Source organism: Campylobacter gracilis, assembly GCF_001190745.1.
Classification (GTDB): Bacteria; Campylobacterota; Campylobacteria; order Campylobacterales; family Campylobacteraceae; genus Campylobacter_B; species Campylobacter_B gracilis.
In genome coordinates this window covers 1,073,984-1,091,389 of record NZ_CP012196.1, presented here as the reverse complement: position 1 = coordinate 1,091,389, position 17,406 = coordinate 1,073,984, and the positions used below count along the sequence as shown (strand labels likewise).

Sequence of the window (17,406 nt, the reverse complement as noted above, 5' to 3'; positions counted from 1 at the left end):
AGAGTGGAAAAGGCAAATTTAAAATTTATCATGTGGCTGGATTTCGGATTTAAAATTTTAAGGTGCAAATTTTATCTTGATAAAACGCGGCGCAGCAGTTTTAACATAAAATTTTAGCTTGAAATTTTACCACGCGAGGCTCGATTAAATTTATAAAATTTTTTGAAATTTTATTGTAGCGTGGAGCGATACCTGCATAAATTTTAAATTCTACACTACCAAAATTTTAAAATTTAGCCGTAAATTTAAGGCGGGCGGAATCTCGATTGTAAATTCTAAAAATTCCGCCTGCGTAAAATTAAATTTTAAAACCCTCTATCTACCTGCACGCCTACGCCCACGCTAGCGCAGTTGCCGCTTTGTGGATCGCAGTCGCCGAAGCTTGTGACGCTACTGGATCTTTTCGAGCGGATCGTTCCCATATGCATAGGCACCGGCATGTTACGGCGCGAGCTTCCGCCAATTTCACTATCGCTCATACGGTTAGAACTTCTGTGGTAATAGTCACTTGATGGAGGTGGCGGTGGCGGAGGAGGCGGTTTTATACCTCCCGGAGGTGGTGGCATGCCTCCCGGAGGTGGTGGCATGCCGCCAGGAGGTGGGGGAGGAGGCGACATCATGCCGCCGTGCCTACCATATCCTCGCGGAAGAGGAGGCGGTAAAGTGCCAGTCTCTGTGATCGTGATGCCGTTTCCGTAATTTTCCACGCGTCTGTAAGTAGAGCCTCCGTAAACCGTGCGGGTGCGGGTCTTTTCGACCACGACTATATCGCGATCAGGCTGCACCGGCTGCTGCACGTTAGCTCTAGGCGATATTTCAAAGCTCTTCTGCAGTTTAGCAGTATCGTAACTTGCAAAGCCGTTGATGCCCTTTAGCTCATCTGCACTTGAAATTTCGCGCTTTTGGCGGTATTGCATAAGCATATCCGCCCTACCCGCATCAAGCCCACCGATCGTCATCAGCTCGTAGCGACTAGCTTCGTTTATGTTGATTTTCGCCGCGGCGAGGCTCACTAAAAGAGCCAAAATCACTAAATTTTTCATGTGCGCTCCTTTGTTGGAAGTTACCAAATTTTAAACCCTCACGATAAATCTTTGATTAACACGCAAGCAAAATTTTGCTACAATTGACTATCTTATTTCAAAGGATCAGCCGATGAACGGAATTTTGCTCCTATGCGACGAGCCTGCCGCCTACCAATCCGAGCTAAAAAAACTAGATAAAATTTTATCCATGAGCTTTCACAACGTTTTGCAACTTTGCATCGCTGGCGACAATGCCCTTTTTAGCAGGAGCGAGCTTGAAAAAGCGCTTGCAGATGGGCAGGATGAGCGTGTGCGAAAGGCGGCGATAGAGCGCTTTACGCAGATTTTAGAGCAGTGTAATTTTGTACTGGTTCACGGCGTAGCGGGAGCCGATCTGCGCGAGCTAAATTTACAAATCGCAAAGGATCTAAATATCCCCGTTTGCGGATTTTATCCTAACGAAATTGCTGCGCGCATCGGCACGCGCTTGATCGCCGCAGCAAAAGCGATAAGCTTTGCCAGCGTATATGAGGATAAAATTTCATTTTCCGCGCTAAGATCTGCACAAGAGGGTGCAAATTCTAAAAAATCGGAGCTTTGCGGCAAAAATTCCGCTTGCGAAAAGGGTGCAAAATTTCACGACGAAAATTCCGCTTGCCAAAGCGGTGCGATAGAGCTTGATAAAGTCATTGCCGACAAAAGCTACTTCACGGACGCCGCAAACTCCACGCGCTGTGAAATTCTAACCCCATTGAAATTTGAAAGCAAGCTCTACGCCAAGGCTCGCGCGAACGTTAAAACCGTCGTACTGCCCGAAAGCGACGATGAGAGAATTCTGCGCGCGGCCGCGATTATAAAGCAAAGCGGTGCTGCAAATTTGATCCTTTTAGGGCGGCAAGACGAAGTGCAAAAAAGCGCAAACAAGCTAGGTCTCGATCTAAGCGGCGTTAAAATTTTAGATCCGCAGACGGATGCGAGCTTAGAAAAATTTGCGCGCGATCTTTATGAGCTTCGCAAGGCAAAGGGTATGAGCGAGGCGCAGGCGCGCGATTTAGTGCGCGATCGCACCTACTTCGGCACGATGCTCGTGTATGAAGGGCTATCCGATGCGATGGTAAGCGGTGCCGGCACGACTACTGCGGAGACGATCCGCCCCGCGCTTCAGATCATTAAGACAAAACCGGGCATCGCGACCGTTAGCGGCGCGTTTATAATGTGCCTGGATACGCAGGCTCTGCTTTTTGCCGACTGCGCCGTAGCGCCGAGCCCGAGCGCAGAGTATCTGGCAGGTATCGCGATTTCAAGCGCCGCGACCGCAAAGGCGTTCGGGCTTGAGCCGCGCGTGGCGATGCTAAGCTACTCCAGCGGCGACAGCGGCAGCGGAGAGAGCGTAGAATTTATCAAAACGGCGACGCAAAAAGCGCGCGAAAAGGCGCCTGATCTCACAATCGACGGACCGCTGCAATTCGACGCCGCAGTCGATGCGGCGGTTGCTAAGAAAAAAATGCCGGGCTCCGCGGTCGCAGGGCGCGCGAACGTATTTATCTTCCCCGATCTTAATTGCGGAAATATCTGTTATAAGGCCGTTCAGCGCACCGCAGGCGCCGTGGCGATCGGGCCGATTCTGCAGGGCTTAAAAAAGCCGGTAAACGATCTAAGCCGCGGCTGCAAGGTCGCCGACATCGTAAACACGATACTTATCAGCGCGATTCAAGCAGGAGAGAATTAAATGGATATCCTAGTCATAAATTCCGGCTCGAGCTCGGTTAAATTTAAATTCCACGATATGCTAAATCACGCCTGCATCGCAAGCGGACTCATCGAGGAGATCGGCTCGACGCACGCAAGCGGAAGTATCAATTGCGCCAATGGACGAGGCATAAAGGTTGAAAACGAGCAAATTCCAAATCACGAAACCGCGATTGCGATTGCGATTGATCTTTTAAAACAAAGCGGAGTAATCAACGATCTAACTCAAGTAGGCGGCATCGGGCATAGAATAGTCCAAGGTGCGGATTATTTCGACGCTCCTGCACTCATAGATGAGGACGTAATGGCTAAAATCGCCGAGCTTGCGCCGCTTGCGCCGCTACACAATCCCGCAAATTTAGCGGGCATCAAATCCTGCCTGAAGATCGCTCCTAAAATTCCAAACGTCGCGGTTTTCGATACGATATTTCATCAAAGCATTCCTCCGTATGCGTATATGTACGCGCTGCCGTATGAATTCTACGAAAAATATAAGGTTCGTCGCTACGGCGCGCACGGCACATCGCATTGGTTCGTCTCGACGATGGGAGCGAAATTTTTACGTAAGAAATACGAAAACTTCAACGCCATTACGCTGCATCTTGGCAACGGCTCGAGCGTGAGCGCCATAGAAAACGGCAAGTGCATCGACACCTCAATGGGGCTAACGCCGCTTGAGGGGATCATCATGGGCACCAGATGCGGCTCGATCGATCCTGCGATCATCCCATACATCGAGCGCGTCGCGGGCTACAACGCGCAGGATATGGACGTCATAATGAACAAAAAAAGCGGACTTTTGGGCATCTGCGGCGCAAGCGATCTGCGAAAAGTATATGAAAAGATGGAAGGCGGCGAGCCACGCGCGAAACTCGCGTTTGAGATGCTCGTTTACAGCGTCGTTAAGATGATCGGGGCGTATTATGCCGTGCTCGGGCGAGTGGACGCTTTGATCTTTACCGGAGGTATCGGCGAAAATGCGCCGCATTTTAGGCAAAATGTCTGCGAGAAGCTCGCACATATCGGCATCGAAATCGATGCAACAAAAAACGCAAAAAATACCGGCTCGATTAGAAATTTAAGCGCGGTAGATAGCAAAATCAAAACGCTCGTAATCCCTACCAACGAGGAGCTGGCGATCGCCGAAGCTACGGTCGATACGATCAACAAAAACTCCGCGCAGATCGACTATCAGAAATACTCGGAATTTTAAATTTGATCTAGTGGGACTCCGCGGTTATTTTGCGAGTAGCGATACCAACTGCCTTTTTCGTTAGGCAATTAAATTTTAAGCTTTGGCTGTGAGCTTGCGTGAAATGAAAGGGCTTTCTTTATTTTAGTGGCTTTCTGGCTAAGACGACACGAGAAGTTGCTATGCTACGCGCGGGTTTAAATTTTATTTGTCGCTTCCTATAAGGCTTAAATTCTTTCTCGGAAGAGGCGGAGCGGAGGGGGCTATACTTGCGAAGCTCCCTTTTACTTTGCTTCGGCCAGCAACCGCAAGCAGGTCTGCCGCCCAAACCCCGCCTAGATCACTGCGCGTTAGAAGCAGCGAGACTTTGTTTTTAAAAAAGCTTTGCTCGGTTAAATTTAATAAATTTGGTTTCAAATTAGACCGTAAAATTCCAAAACAGGTCCTTATTGTGAAATTTACCGGATAATAAGGCATAAAATTTTAAAATTTAGCACAAGCCGGGTTTTGCCGTAAAGATTTATTAAAGGAGCGAACTATGAGCGATTTGCTAAATTCTCAAGGCGCGCAAGAGCAAGAGGCGCCGTATCCCGATACGAAATTTACTAAATTTTTCGGGCGACTTTACGCGGCGGTTTTTGTGCTGTTTGCGATCACGGCGCTTAGCGTATTCGTGCTGCCCGAAAATATTTTAGACGCAAGCGCGGCATGCGCGGACTTCGTTAAATTATGAAGCAGTTTTTTCCAAACATCGCCGCGATCGGCAAAATAAGCCCGCACACGCAGCTTGCGGAATTTTACGTCGCGGCATTATGGATCAGCCTCGCGGGGTTTTCCGTGATATCAAGCGGAGTTTTTAAAGGGTTGTCGTTTAGTTTGATCAGGCCTGCGCTAGCTAGCACGTCAAGCGCTCGGCTCTCGTTTGTAGGGTCGTTTGGTATCGCTACGGTGCTACCGTCTTTTAGCTCTTTGATATCTTTTATCTTTTTAGAGTAAACGCCCATAGGCTCGAGGTGAACGCCAACTGTTTTAACTAGATGAGTGCCTTTGTTTTTGTTAAATTCCTCAAGATACGGTAGGTGCTGGAAGTAGTTAGCGTCTAGATCGCCGTCCTCGGTGGCTAAATTTGGAGTAGAGTAGTCGTTAAATTCTTTGATCTCAAGAGTAAAACCGTCTTTGGCAAGTATCGGCTTAACGACCTCTAAAATTTCAGCGTGCGGAACTGGCGTAGCGCCTACGACGATTTTCTCGGCTGCATTTGCTGCGACTGTTAGGCTTAGAGCGACTAGAGAATATTTGAGTAGATTTTTCATTTTATATCCTTTTTAAAATTTGGCTAGCATTTAAAAAAGGATATGAGCGGAGGCTTAAATTTATTTTTAAATGCTTAGCGAAACTAAGCGCTTAAAAAGAAATTTGTGCTTAGCGTTAGTCTTTCGACGACTTGGTTTCATAACGGCGCATTTCGCACATATCTGATTTCATTTTAGATCCTTTCGGTTAAATTAATTTCGCGCATTGTAAATAAAAAAAGTTTAAAAAAATAAACTTTAGAAATTTATCTTAGACTTTTTATGACACCTCTTGCATTTTTTGAGTTTTTGGCTGCTTTTTCCTCTAAAATATTTTTTAAACATTCCAAAAAATTTGGCAAACAGCAAATATCAACCGAGTAAAAAACATTAAGTCCGGACTTCTCGCTTTTTAAAATTCCCCCATTTTTTAATACCCCAAGATGCTTTGAAACCGTTGCTTGTTCTTTGTTTAAAAGCTCACAAATTTCACCTACGCTCATCTTTTTATCACCTAAAATCTCAACTATCCCAATCCTAATAGGATGAGCCAAAACTCTCATAAATTCGCTTTTTAGCGCAAGAATATCAACATATTGCATTTTTATACCTTTTTTATGATTTTAACTTAAAAGAACTAAATTTACACTTGACTATATTCCTATATTAGTATATAATCATATAAAAAATTTAAAGGTAAAAAATGCTCGATCTTTTTAATCAACACAATATATTTGAGTTTATCAAATTTTTCATACTTTATTTTACAGAGATTTCACTACTATTTTTTTGTGTCTCTTTTTTGGTGTTTATCGTATCTGAAAAATTTAGTCAAAAACTCAAAAAACACCTTATAAGCACAAAAATTTCAAGCTTTATCAAGGCGTTTTTGGTTGGCGCTATTACGCCGTTTTGTTCGTGCTCTACTATACCGCTTTTAAATGGGTTTTTAAAAAGCGGCGTATCACTTGGCGTTAGTAGCGTATTTTTGTTAAGCTCTCCGCTTGTTAATCCTGTAATTTTAACGCTTCTTTTTATGAGCTTTGGGTTTAAATTTGGCATTATTTATTTTACGGTCATTTTCATCTCATCGCTTGCTTTTGGTCTTTTGTTATCAAAAGCAGATCAAAATCTATTTTTAAAAGATGATTTTTTAAAACCAAAATTTAGCCCAAACAATCCAACTAAAAGCTTTGTTTTTACGCCCGTTAATCAGACGCGAGCTTGTTCTTGCAAGGATATAAAAAATAATAAAAATATTTACAAAATGGCACTTTTAAACTCAGTAAAAGAGTATAAAAAGCTATTTTATTACATACTGCTTGCGATGTTTATCGGCGCCGCTATACACGGATTTGTTCCGCAAAAGCTTATCTCAAACTATCTTGGTTCTAGCGACATCACCTCGATACTTATTTCGGCATTTTTTGGAATTTTACTCTATGTTAGAGTAGAAGCGTTAGTGCCAATTGGCTTAGCGCTTCTTGCGTCGGGTGCTAGTGCGGCCGCATTTGGAGCGTTTGTAATAACGGCGGCAGGGGTTAGCCTACCGGAAATCATACTTCTTAATAGGTTTTTTAGGCCAAAATTTATGGCAATTTTTATCGCTTTTATCTTATGTGTGGCATTAGCATTTGCAATGTTTTTAAAATCATTTTTTTGAAATTTTATTCGCGCCACGTAAGGCGGAAGGTCGTTACTTCGCCCGGCACGCTGTCGTAGGAGATAGAAAAGGAGTATTTTTTGCAGACCTCGCTTACGATGCTAAGCCCGATGCCAAAACCGCCTTCGCTCGAGTTAAAGCGCGCAAAACGCCTAAAAATTTCGTCGCCTTTTTTCTTATCGATCCCCTCGCCGCTGTTTGAGATCGCCAGCTCGCCGCGCCTTAGCCGCACATCCACGTAGCCGCCTGCGTCGGCGTATTTTACGGCGTTGCTTAGCAGATTGTCGATCAGGCGCGAAATTTCATAGACGTTTGCGCTCATGCTCGCATCCGAAAGATCGGTTTTAAGGCTTAGTCTGCGTTTTTGGATAAACGGCGCGAAGTATTCGCAGCGCGAAGCGACGAGGCTCTTTAGATCGATCGAGCTAATCTCGCCCTCCTTATTCATACCGAAGGTTAAAAACACGAGATCCTCGTAGATGCGCGAAAGCGTCTTAGCGGCAAGATCGATATTAGCGACGCGCTTGGCGTTGTATTCTCCAAGCTCTGCGTGCCGCATCGTCTCAACGCTCATCGAGATGATGCTAAGCGGAGTATTGATCTCGTGGGTGCTATCTTTGATGAAGCGATTTAGTGTGTCGATCTTATCGTAAAGCGGCTTGGTGCCTAGCCGCACCAGATAAAACGCCACGGCTAATATCACGCCCAAAAGCGCTGTCATCATCGCTGCGGTTTTGATACGAAGCGTTAAAATTTCGCCCTGCACGCTACTTCCAAGCAGAATGATTTTAGCCTTGGAAAAGGCATTTCGCTCCTCCATATTTTGCAGATTCTCATAAATTCCTAGCCTTCCGCCACTTATAAATTCCGCCTTTAGCTTCGCTTTATCAAGTGCTCCGAGCTCACCGCCGCAGCCGTAAATTTCATCAGAGTTTGGCTTAAATATACACGCACTCACGCCCTTTTCGCGCTCAAAGTCCGCTAGCGATTCCAGCCCGTCCATGCTTGCTTTCATATAGATCATCATTTTGATCTCTTTTAGCTCTTTTATCCTGTGCGAAAGTAGCGCGGCTTCGTTCATCCTGTAATTTATTTTGAAAAAATATCCTAAAAACAATGCACTTGAAATGAGATATAAAGATAGAATTTTAAGCGTTAAAGCGGTCTTTTCAGACATACAGATACCCTGCGTTGCGGCGGTTTATGATGTGCTCTTCGCCTAGGACGCGGCGCAAATTTTTGATATAAGTTCGCAGCGCCTCTTCGCTCGGTGTCTCGTCAAAAGCGTAGATGGCGGAGAAAATTTCATCCTTGCTCAAAAGTCTGTTTTTATTTTGCAAAAAAAGCGCCAGCAGCTCACGTTCTTTGTTTGAAAGCGCGACGGGCACGCCCGATCTGCGTAGCTCTTTGCTTGCAAAGTAAAATTTAAACTCGTCGTCAATAGTTACGAATTCATCAAAATTGTGGCTGAAGCTTCGCTTTATGAGCGAATTAACGCGCAGCAGCAGCTCTTTTAGTTCATACGGTTTTTTGAGATAGTCGTCGCAGCCGCTTTTAAAACCGACCTCAAGATCATCGAGCGTATTTAGCGACGTGGCAAATATCGCGGGGGTGCGATCGCCGCTCTTGCGCAGCTCTTTTAAAAGTGAGAATCCGTCACCTTTGGGGATTTTTACGTCAAAGATAAAAAGATCGAATTTTTGCTCATAAGCAAGATCCGCGGCGCTTTGAGCGTCGCTGCAAACGCATACGTCAAAGCCCGCGTCTTTTAGATATTCACCGATGAGATCGCAAAGCGTCTCATCGTCCTCTACGAGTAAAATTTTACTCACTACATCTCTTTTTTCATCTCTTTTTTCATTTCGCCTTTCATCTCATCCTTCATATGTTTACCCTCTTTCATAGCATCCTTGTGCATATCCTTCATATCGCCTTTCATCTCTTTCGCACTATTATGCATTGATGTATTGGCGTCCTTCATCTCATCTTTCATGCCCATGTCGGCAGCTACGGCAAAAGTGCCAGCAAATAGCGCACTAAGCGCAAACAAAGTAAGTTTTTTCATTACGTACTCCTTAAAAGAAATTAGCGGAATTATACTTCCGTAAAAGTGAAGTATGTGTGAAATTCCGAAAAAATTCAAATTTAAATTTAAACGCCTGTAATTTCAAACGCGGCGCGGCTTAAATGCGCTCGGTCGGTCGCGATCTCTGAAATTTAAATCGCTCGCTACGGCTAGTCAAATTCTAAACGCAAATCAAAGCTAGCGGGCGCACACCAACAGCGCATTGCCGAGCTTACTTTAATCGAGGCAAAATAGAAATTTAAACCGCCGGCGAAACTAATTAAATTTATAATGCCACGACGCGCACGTCAAATCAAAAACGCCGAGCCAGCCTTTGAGTCCGCGATCTCGCCCGAGCTTTTAAATTAGCCATGCCGCATAAGCCCTTAAATTTAGTGCGGCGCGTTTACTGCGGCGCGTAAATTTTTAAATCCACTAACCACGGCGGTTAATAATTCCAAATCGCCCTTCGCCGCAGGCATTGCTGCCGATAAAATAAAGCAAAATTTTAAATTTTAAAGTCGCGACCGCACCAAAGCAAAATCTTGCGCTTTGAAATTCCACGCACGGCGAAGCAATTTAAAATTTCATGCTTCAACGCGCCACGCAGAGATGCGAAATTAAAATTTCACGCTTTAAAGCCTCACCGATAGTAAAATTACTTGTACGGCGATAAAATTATACGCTTTAAAGCCCCGCAAGACGGCAAAATTTTACATGCCGAAGCACCGCACTCGCACTAAATCAAAAGCAGATTTCGCGCTACGCCTACGCAGAGTCAAAAAATAAATTTCGCACCGCATTTTGAAATTTGATGCTGGGAATTTGCACCTACGCATATTCTTACTCTAAGCTGTAAATCAAAGCACTTCGAGATTTTATGCTTCAGACTTCTATGCGTCGTCATTTTACTTCAGCGCGAGCCTGAGGTAGCCTTTTGAAATTTCACGCTTCGAATTTCTGCACCGCAAACCCGCGCCCTAAATCCTGCGCTAAAATTTTGCACTCCGAAACGGCATGCCGCAGAATTCCGAGCCCCTGCACACGCAATCTTCTTCTAAACGGCGTGCCGTAAAATTTCAAATTTTAAAATTTCGCGCTTTAAAATTCTGAGCCAAAAAATTTAACGCCCCAAGATACGACGGCCGCGCCGGCGTCTTAGATAAAATTTCTCTCGCCGCTTCGCGCTATCCGTACTCCCGCCGCCGTCCGCACGGCAAAATTTAATGCGAACACGAGGAATTTTAACGCCCGCGCGCATCGCTCATGCTCTTCGGCGCTCTTATAAATTTAAATTTCAGATACCGCCCATATAAATTTTATCCGGCGCAAGCGCGCAAAAAGCGCGCAAAAAAGTAAAATTTAACGGCCGAAAAAGGCGACAATGCCGCACTGCCCGATACCCCTTAGGCGATAGCAAAAAGATAAAATTTAACGCTTACGAAAGAGCATAATCTTTGATCTCGTCCTCGTTTACGATCTCATAGATTACGCCCGCGTTTTTGATAAACTCCTCCACGCGCGCGACGTGTGCGGGCTTTACGTTGATCACGAGGCTTCCGACGACATTTTTATCAAGCCGCTCGAGCTTGCCCCAGACGATGTTAAAATTTATCTCCAAAGCGCGTGCCATGTGCGTGATCACGCTGTCAAACGCGACCGCGGGCGGAAAAAAGAGCCTGATATTCACGCCGCTTGCAGGCAGTACCTCCTCCTCGCCCAAAAACTCCTTCATATTCTCATCCGGGTGCAAAAACAGCGAGACGATATCGCCCGAGTTGCTCACGCGCCCGCCCTTAAGCAGGATCGCGCGCTGCGCGATGCCCTTTACGACCTCCATCTCGTGCGTAACGAGCACGATCGTGATGCCTAGCTCGCGATTGATACGGCGCAGAAGTGATAAAATTTGAGCGGTAGTATTGGGATCAAGCGCCGAGGTTGCCTCGTCGGAAAGCAAAATTTTAGGGCTTAATGCAAGCGCACGCGCAATCGCCACGCGCTGCTTCTGTCCGCCGCTAAGCTCGCTGGGATAGGCGTTTGCTTTATCCGCAAGCCCCACGAGCTCCAAAAGTTCGGCTACGCGGCGCTTCGTGTGGTCCTCGGGATGGCCCCAAAACGCAAGCGGCGTGGCGACGTTTTGCGCGACGCTGCGGCGGCTCATAAGCGCGAAGTGCTGAAAAATCATACCGATATTTTTGCGCAGCTCGCGGATCTGAGCGCCGCTTAGCTCTCTTACCTCCCTGCCCTCCACCTTAAGGCTTCCTTCTTGATAGTCCTCTAGGCCGTTTATGCAGCGAAGCATGGTAGATTTACCCGCACCGCTGTGACCTACGATGGCGAAAATTTCGCCTTTTTCTACGGTTAGGCTGACGCCGTCTATGATCTGCGTCGCTCCGTAAAATTTCTTTAAATTTTCTATCTTTATCACTCAAATTTCCTCGTTCGTAATTCCGCCGAAGCGCTACTAAAATTTATAAAATTTCGCGCCTTAGCTCATCTGTGCTCTTTGGCGAAAGAAGCGCCGGAGCGATGTCAAACACGCTAAATGCGCCGCGTTCGCCCTTTTGCGCCAAACGATACGCCGCGCGGGCGTAGGCTACGAGCACGCTTGCGGTAAATTCCGGATTTGAGTCAAGCTTTAGCGAAAACTCGATCAAGTGTTTATTTTCTCCGTGCTCGCCAGTCGCTCCGCTTCGCAGGACGAATCCTCCGTGAGGGATGCCGCCGTGCTCTTTTTTAAGCGTCGCAAGATCTATAAAATGCACGCTCGTGTCGTAGTCGGCGAAGTAATTGGGCATCGTTTTTATCTCTTTTTCTATGCGTGCTTTATCGGCGCCGTCCTCGGCCACGACGTAGCACTCGCGCAAGTGTTTTTCGCGCGTGCTAAGTTTCGGATTTTCGCCCGTGCGGACTCGCTCTAAGGCGCTTTCTATCGGCACGGTGTATTGGCGCGCATCCACGACGCCCTCGATCCTGCGGATAGCGTCTGAGTGGCCTTGGCTCACGCCTTTGCCCCAAAACGTATAACTGCTGCCGTTTTCCAGCACGCTCTCGCCGAACAGTCTATTTAACGAAAATAGCCCCGGATCCCAGCCAACGGCGATGATGCCTACATTTCCGCCCTTTTTGGCTGCGGCGTCTACCGCGGCGAAGTGCTCAGGGATTTTTGCGTGCGTATCGAAGCTATCAACTACATTAAATTCTTTTGCAAACTCTGGCGTCTGAGTCGGTAGATCCGTCGCACTACCGCCGCAAAGCACCAAAACGTCAAATTTGCCCTTGTGCGATAAAATTTCATCCGCGCTAAATACCGGAGCGCCGTACGTTTGCACGCTGTGCGGCTCGCGGCGAGAAAACACTGCCGAAAGCTGCAGATCCTTGCTATTTCGCGCGGCAAGCTCCACGCCGCGACCTAAATTTCCATATCCCAAAACCGCTATTTTTATTTTTTCGCTCATTTTTTATCCTTGATAAATTTTAAAATTTAGCGCGTAAAACGGCGCGCCGCCGATGAAATTTTACCTCAGTAGGAAATAATAAATCACATATAACCAACTTAAAAATCCGTGGATTATCGCCCACATTATGCTTTTGTTGGCTCCCCACGATAGTGCGACGGCTATGACCGTGCCTAATGTAAATCCACCGATACTACCTTTTGACATATTTTTCTCCTTGATTTAAATTTAGACTCAAATGAGCGAACTACTCGCCAAACGCCTTTAGCTCGTCGCATACTTTGGCGAATTTTTCCTGCGCGCTTTGCAGCCCTTCGCGGTTGGCTTCGACCACGGCTTGCGGAGCGGAGGCTATAAATTTCTCGTTATTTAGCATACTTGAGAGCTTTGCTACCTCTTTTTCTAGTTTGGCCTTTTGCGCGTTAAGGCGCGAAATCACGCCGCTAAGATCGACCCCCTCAAGCGGTACGAAAGTTTCTAGCCTCTCGCTCACGTCGCGGGCGGAATTTGCGATATTTTGCTGCGTAAATTCCACTTCATCTACCTTTGCTAGCGTTTTGATGTAGTCTGCGGCGGCGCTTAGATCGACTGCGGATTTAACGTAGGCTTTTGCTACGCGCGCATTGCCGAGCTCGATCGTCGCCTTTGCGCGGCGAATGCTAACGATCGCTTCGATAACGAGCGAAAATAGCTCCTCAATCCGCTCGTCGCGCTCGCCAGGCTGTGGGTATCGCATCACCATGATGGAGCGCGCGTCTTGCAGCTTCGTGCCGCTTAGCTCCTGATACAGATACTCGCTTAGAAACGGCATAAACGGACTTAGCAGCTTCATCGCTTCTTTAAAAATCATCCCTAGCTCGCCTATCGCGGCCTTGTCCGCCTTGCTAAGCTCGATGCCCCAGTCGCAAAACTCGTCCCAAAAAAACTTATAAAGCTCGGTCGCAGCGTCGTTAAAGCGGTATTCGTCTAAATTTTCTCGCACCGCGCTCACGCAGCAGTTAAAGCGCGAAAGCATATATTTGCCGAGGCTCGTTTTGATCTGCGCCGCGTCTAAATCGTCGAATTTAGAAGCGTTTAAAAGCAAAAATTTGCTCGCGTTATAGAGCTTATTCGTAAAATTTCGATATATCAAAAGCTTGTCGTCGCTAAGGCGCAGATCGCGCCCCTGCACGCACAAAATCGTAAGTGTAAAGCGCAAAATATCGGCGCTAAATTCGTCTATCTTTAGCAGCGGATCGACTACATTTTTGCTCGATTTGCTCATCTTTTTGCCGTCTTTGTCCTTAACTAAGGCGTGCAGGTAGATGTCGCGAAACGGCAGCTCGCCCATGGCGTTTTGGCACTGAAACATCATGCGCGCGACCCAGAAAAATAAAATGTCAAAGCCGGTAATCAGCATGGTATTTGGATAAAATTCGCTCAAATCCTCCTCAAACCACTTCTCGTTTTTCAGCGCCTCGCCGTTACCCCAGCCAAGCGTGCTGATCGGCCAAAGACCGCTTGAAAACCATGTATCGAGCACATCGGGGTCTTGAGTAAAATTTTTACCGCCGCATTTCGGGCAGGCATCGGGGCTCTCGCGCTCATCCGCCCACTGATGGCCGCAGTCGCAGTAAAACACTGGAATTCTATGCCCCCACCACAGCTGGCGACTGATGCACCAGTCCTTCAGCTCGCGCATCCAGGCGTTAAAGCTATTGATCCAGTGCTTCGGGAAAAATTCCGCCTCGCCGGAATTTACTTTGGCAATTGCTTCTTTTGCGATATCTGCGCGCACGAACCACTGCTGCGAGATGTACGGCTCGACGACGTTTTTGCAGCGGTAGCAGTAGCCGACTTGATTTTCGTAATCCTCAATTTTTTCGATAAAGCCCAGCCTCTCAAGCTCCGCTACGATCTGATCGCGCGCGGCAAGTCGCTCTAAGCCTTTGAATTTACCGCACTGCTCGTTTAAAATTCCTTTTTCGTCAAAAACGGTGATAAACTCCAGCTCGTGGCGCTTGCCGACCTCGTAGTCGTTGGTATCGTGCGCGGGCGTGACCTTCACGGCACCCGTTCCGAAGCTCATATCGACGTATTCGTCGGCGATGATCTCTATCTCACGGCCGATTAGCGGCAGCACGACTTTTTTGCCGATCAAATTTTTATAGCGTTCGTCCGCGGGATTTACCATTACGGCGGTGTCGCCAAAGTAGGTCTCGGGTCGCGTAGTAGCCACTACGATAAATTTATCTTGCTCGTCCGCAAAGTAATAACGCAAATGATAGAGCTTGCCCTTGTTCTCCTTGTGCTCGACCTCCACGTCGCTTAGAGCGCCGTCGTGCGTGCACCAGTTCACCATGTAGTTTCCGCGCACGATGAGCCCCGCATCGTATAAGCTTACGAATGCTTTGCGCACGGCGTTTTTAAGCCCCTCATCCATCGTGAAGCGCTGTCTGCTCCACGCAGGCGTGACGCCAAGGCGCTTCATCTGCTTTACGATCTGCCCGCCGCTTTGCTCCTTCCAATGCCAAACGTGCTTCAAAAACTCCTCGCGCCCGATCGCTTCTTTTTTAATCCCTTGCGCCAAAAGCTCGCGCTCGACGACGTTTTGCGTCGCAATGCCTGCGTGGTCTAACCCCGGCTGCCACAGCGTTTTGTAACCGTCCATTCGCTTGTATCGCGTCATTATGTCTTGCAACGTATAAGTGAGCGAGTGCCCGATATGAAGCACTCCGGTAACATTCGGCGGCGGTAGCATAATGCAAAAATTTTTGCCTTTTTGCTGGATATCTTTATTGCCGTCGATCTCGAAGTAACCGCGCTGCTCCCAAATTTTATAAAAGCTCTCCTCTACGGCTTTCGCGTCGTAAAAATCTGCCATTTTCAGCCCTTTTTTAAAATTTTAAATTTTGCGATTTTAGCGGAATTTATGTAAAGCGCTCATTAAAGCGTACCAATTCTGCATTATACAATAAAATGTAGTATTTAAATATATGTAAAAATATCGAATTTTAGAATATTTTAGATAAAATTTTAAAAAATCATATAAAAACATTTGACATTAAAAATTCTACCTGCTATAATACCGCGAAATTTTAACCAAAAGGATTAAATATGAAGAAATTTCTTCTCGCTTCGCTTCTTAGCGCCAGCGTCGTCAGCTTCGCTCTTGCCGAAAAAATCGTAGTCGCCGCTACTCCGATACCGCATGCCGAAATTTTAGAGCAGATCAAACCCGATCTAAAAGCCCAAGGCTACGATCTTGAGGTCAAGGTTTTCAATGACTACGTAACCCCGAACCTCGCTACCGATAGCGGCGACGTGGATGCGGGATTTTTCCAGCACGTGCCGTATATGGAGGAATTTAACGCTAATAAAGGCACGAAGTTAAAAGCGACCGTGGGCGTGCACCTAGAGCCGATGGGCATCTACAGCCATAAGATTAAAAATTTAAAAGATCTTAAAAACGGCGCCAAAGTTGCCGTGCCAAACGATCCGACTAACGAAAGCCGCGCTCTTGATCTGCTCGTAGCCGCGGGGCTCATCGAAGTTGATCAAAACGCCAAGCTTCGCACGCCGCTAGACGTCACTAAAAATCCTAAAAATTTAGAAATTTTAGAGCTTGAAGGCGCCGCGCTTCCACGCACCCTGGGCGATGTCGATATTGCAGTTATCAACTCAAATTTTGCCTTTAACGCAAATTTAAACCCAATCAAGGATTCGCTATTTTTAGAAAAGGCTGAGGGCAACCCTTACACAAATGTTATTAGCGTTAAAGAAGGCAACGAAAACAGCCCTAAAATCAAGGCGCTAGATAAAGCGATCCAAAGCGAGAAAGTGAAAAAATTTATCGAGACGCAATATAAAGGCGCAATCATCCCGTCGTTTTAACTCCTCTCTTTTTAAAATTCGGCGCAGGATTCGCGCCGAATTTGCTGGCATTCGCTATTTTATTTACTATCTTTTTTTATAATTGCGCGAAATTTACCGAATAAAGGAAAAATAATGAAAAGAATTTTATCTTTCAGCTTTGTTGCCGCTATGGCTATATCTTCGCTTAATGCAGGCGTTTTGGCTACTGCAAAAGACGCAAATATCACTATTACGGATGAGGATGTTGCACCGTTTTTGGCTCAAGGTATGCAGCACGGCGGACAGGAACCGACCGCCGATGAGAAGAAGAAACTAATCGATGATCTGATCAAATACAAACTCCTAATCGCAGAGGCGAAAAAATCAGGCATTGAAAACAGCGACGAATATAAGCATCAGCTAGAGCTAGCTAAAGATGGCATTGCATTTAATCTATGGCAACGCGAGCAAGCTAAAGACGTAAGCGTCAGCGACGAGGAAGCTAAAAAAATTTACGATGAAAATAAACAAAATTTCATGCAACCAGATTCCGTTACCGCAAGCCATATCTTAGTAGCAGACGAAAAGGCTGCTAAAAACGCGATTGCGAAGCTATCAAAAGTCAAAAAAGAGAATTTAAAAGAGGAATTTAATAAGCTAGCCAAAGAAATTTCAATCGATCCAAGTGCTAAAGAAAACGGCGGCGATTTGGGTTCTTTCGGCAAAGGGATGATGGTGCCGGAGTTTGAAAAAGCAGCGTTTGCGCTAAAAGATGGTGAGATGAGCAAAACGCCGGTAAAGACGCAATTCGGATATCATGTAATCTACAAAGAAAGCAGCAAAAAGGCTGAGACTATGCCATTTGAAAAGGTAAAAGATCTCATTAAAAACCAATTACTTCCAAGCAAAGTAAACAAAAAAATCGATGATAAGGCTAACGAGCTATTCGGCAAACTAAACATCGAATACGCAAAATAGTTTTAATTTTAAGGCGCGAGGCTATTAAATTTATATGCAAGTTCGCTGCGGCAGTAACTTGTAGGGATAAAATTTAGCCCGCGCCTTTGTTTTATATGCGATAAATTTTGCGAAATTTTGAGCTCACTCTTATATCGACGGATTGTTAAA

At 46.2% G+C, this 17,406-nt stretch carries 16 protein-coding genes and 1 pseudogene; 6 read left to right on the top strand and 11 right to left on the bottom strand.

Features of this window, described 5'->3' with window-relative positions:
* Positions 1-305 precede the first annotated feature (305 nt).
* A complete protein-coding gene (locus CGRAC_RS05495; RefSeq protein ID WP_005870635.1) occupies positions 306-1,043 on the bottom strand; it encodes a helix-hairpin-helix domain-containing protein in 738 nt (245 codons plus the stop codon).
* A gap of 112 nt (positions 1,044-1,155) precedes the next feature.
* Between CGRAC_RS05495 and pta the strand changes: the two genes are divergently transcribed.
* Together pta and CGRAC_RS05485 are read left to right on the top strand one after the other, a co-directional pair.
* Positions 1,156-2,754: a phosphate acetyltransferase gene (pta, locus tag CGRAC_RS05490; protein WP_005870637.1), complete on the top strand. Its 1,599-nt coding sequence runs from the start codon at positions 1,156-1,158 to the stop codon at positions 2,752-2,754.
* Positions 2,755-3,987 (top strand): acetate kinase, encoded by a 1,233-nt coding sequence (locus CGRAC_RS05485; protein ID WP_005870640.1) that lies wholly within the window; start codon positions 2,755-2,757, stop codon positions 3,985-3,987.
* A 183-nt stretch (positions 3,988-4,170) separates the two neighbouring features.
* Here CGRAC_RS05485 and CGRAC_RS05480 read toward each other — a convergent pair whose 3' ends face one another.
* Positions 4,171-4,383 (bottom strand): hypothetical protein, encoded by a 213-nt coding sequence (locus CGRAC_RS05480; protein ID WP_005870642.1) that lies wholly within the window; start codon positions 4,381-4,383, stop codon positions 4,171-4,173.
* A 121-nt stretch (positions 4,384-4,504) separates the two neighbouring features.
* Between CGRAC_RS05480 and CGRAC_RS05475 the strand changes: the two genes are divergently transcribed.
* Entirely contained in the window at positions 4,505-4,699 is a 195-nt protein-coding gene (locus tag CGRAC_RS05475) for a hypothetical protein (RefSeq protein ID WP_005870651.1), read from the top strand.
* A gap of 85 nt (positions 4,700-4,784) precedes the next feature.
* On the opposite strand, the pseudogene CGRAC_RS05470 reads toward CGRAC_RS05475, so the two are convergent.
* Positions 4,785-5,279 (bottom strand): annotated as a pseudogene (locus CGRAC_RS05470) (MetQ/NlpA family ABC transporter substrate-binding protein); the annotation flags it as partial.
* Positions 5,280-5,524: 245 nt separating this feature from the next.
* A complete protein-coding gene (locus tag CGRAC_RS05465) occupies positions 5,525-5,860 on the bottom strand; it encodes an ArsR/SmtB family transcription factor (protein WP_005870653.1) in 336 nt (111 codons plus the stop codon).
* Positions 5,861-5,961: 101 nt separating this feature from the next.
* Here CGRAC_RS05465 and CGRAC_RS05460 point away from each other — a divergent pair, with 101 nt between their 5' ends.
* Positions 5,962-6,921 (top strand): permease, encoded by a 960-nt coding sequence (locus tag CGRAC_RS05460; RefSeq protein WP_005870655.1) that lies wholly within the window; start codon positions 5,962-5,964, stop codon positions 6,919-6,921.
* Between the two features lie 4 nt (positions 6,922-6,925).
* Here CGRAC_RS05460 and CGRAC_RS05455 read toward each other — a convergent pair whose 3' ends face one another.
* The 7 genes from CGRAC_RS05455 to CGRAC_RS05430 all read right to left on the bottom strand — a co-directional run bounded on the left by CGRAC_RS05455 (position 6,926) and on the right by CGRAC_RS05430 (position 15,307).
* Positions 6,926-8,098 carry a sensor histidine kinase gene (locus CGRAC_RS05455; RefSeq protein WP_005870658.1) on the bottom strand — a complete coding sequence of 391 codons (1,173 nt, stop codon included), beginning with the start codon at positions 8,096-8,098 and terminating at the stop codon, positions 6,926-6,928.
* A complete protein-coding gene (locus tag CGRAC_RS05450; protein WP_005870660.1) occupies positions 8,091-8,753 on the bottom strand; it encodes a response regulator transcription factor in 663 nt (220 codons plus the stop codon). The genes CGRAC_RS05455 and CGRAC_RS05450 overlap by 8 nt, the downstream gene beginning before the upstream one ends.
* Positions 8,753-8,986, bottom strand: a complete 234-nt coding sequence (locus tag CGRAC_RS05445) for a hypothetical protein (RefSeq protein ID WP_005870662.1) — start codon at positions 8,984-8,986, stop codon at positions 8,753-8,755. Before CGRAC_RS05445 ends, CGRAC_RS05450 begins: the two co-directional genes overlap by 1 nt.
* 1,438 nt (positions 8,987-10,424) lie before the next feature.
* Positions 10,425-11,414, bottom strand: coding sequence for a methionine ABC transporter ATP-binding protein (locus tag CGRAC_RS05440; protein WP_005870673.1), 990 nt, complete (start codon positions 11,412-11,414; stop codon positions 10,425-10,427).
* A gap of 43 nt (positions 11,415-11,457) precedes the next feature.
* The gene (locus CGRAC_RS05435; protein ID WP_005870674.1) at positions 11,458-12,444 is read right to left on the bottom strand and encodes a diaminopimelate dehydrogenase; all 987 of its coding nucleotides are present in this window, start codon (positions 12,442-12,444) and stop codon (positions 11,458-11,460) included.
* 60 nt (positions 12,445-12,504) lie between these two features.
* Entirely contained in the window at positions 12,505-12,651 is a 147-nt protein-coding gene (locus CGRAC_RS12205) for a hypothetical protein (RefSeq protein ID WP_169748464.1), read from the bottom strand.
* 40 nt (positions 12,652-12,691) lie between these two features.
* The gene (locus CGRAC_RS05430; protein WP_005870675.1) at positions 12,692-15,307 is read right to left on the bottom strand and encodes a valine--tRNA ligase; all 2,616 of its coding nucleotides are present in this window, start codon (positions 15,305-15,307) and stop codon (positions 12,692-12,694) included.
* A 233-nt stretch (positions 15,308-15,540) separates the two neighbouring features.
* Between CGRAC_RS05430 and CGRAC_RS05425 the strand changes: the two genes are divergently transcribed.
* Together CGRAC_RS05425 and CGRAC_RS05420 are read left to right on the top strand one after the other, a co-directional pair.
* Complete coding sequence (locus tag CGRAC_RS05425; protein ID WP_005870677.1) at positions 15,541-16,317, top strand: MetQ/NlpA family ABC transporter substrate-binding protein; 777 nt, start codon at positions 15,541-15,543, stop codon at positions 16,315-16,317.
* Between the two features lie 114 nt (positions 16,318-16,431).
* Positions 16,432-17,256, top strand: a complete 825-nt coding sequence (locus CGRAC_RS05420) for a peptidylprolyl isomerase (RefSeq protein WP_005870679.1) — start codon at positions 16,432-16,434, stop codon at positions 17,254-17,256.
* Positions 17,257-17,406: the final 150 nt, after the last annotated feature.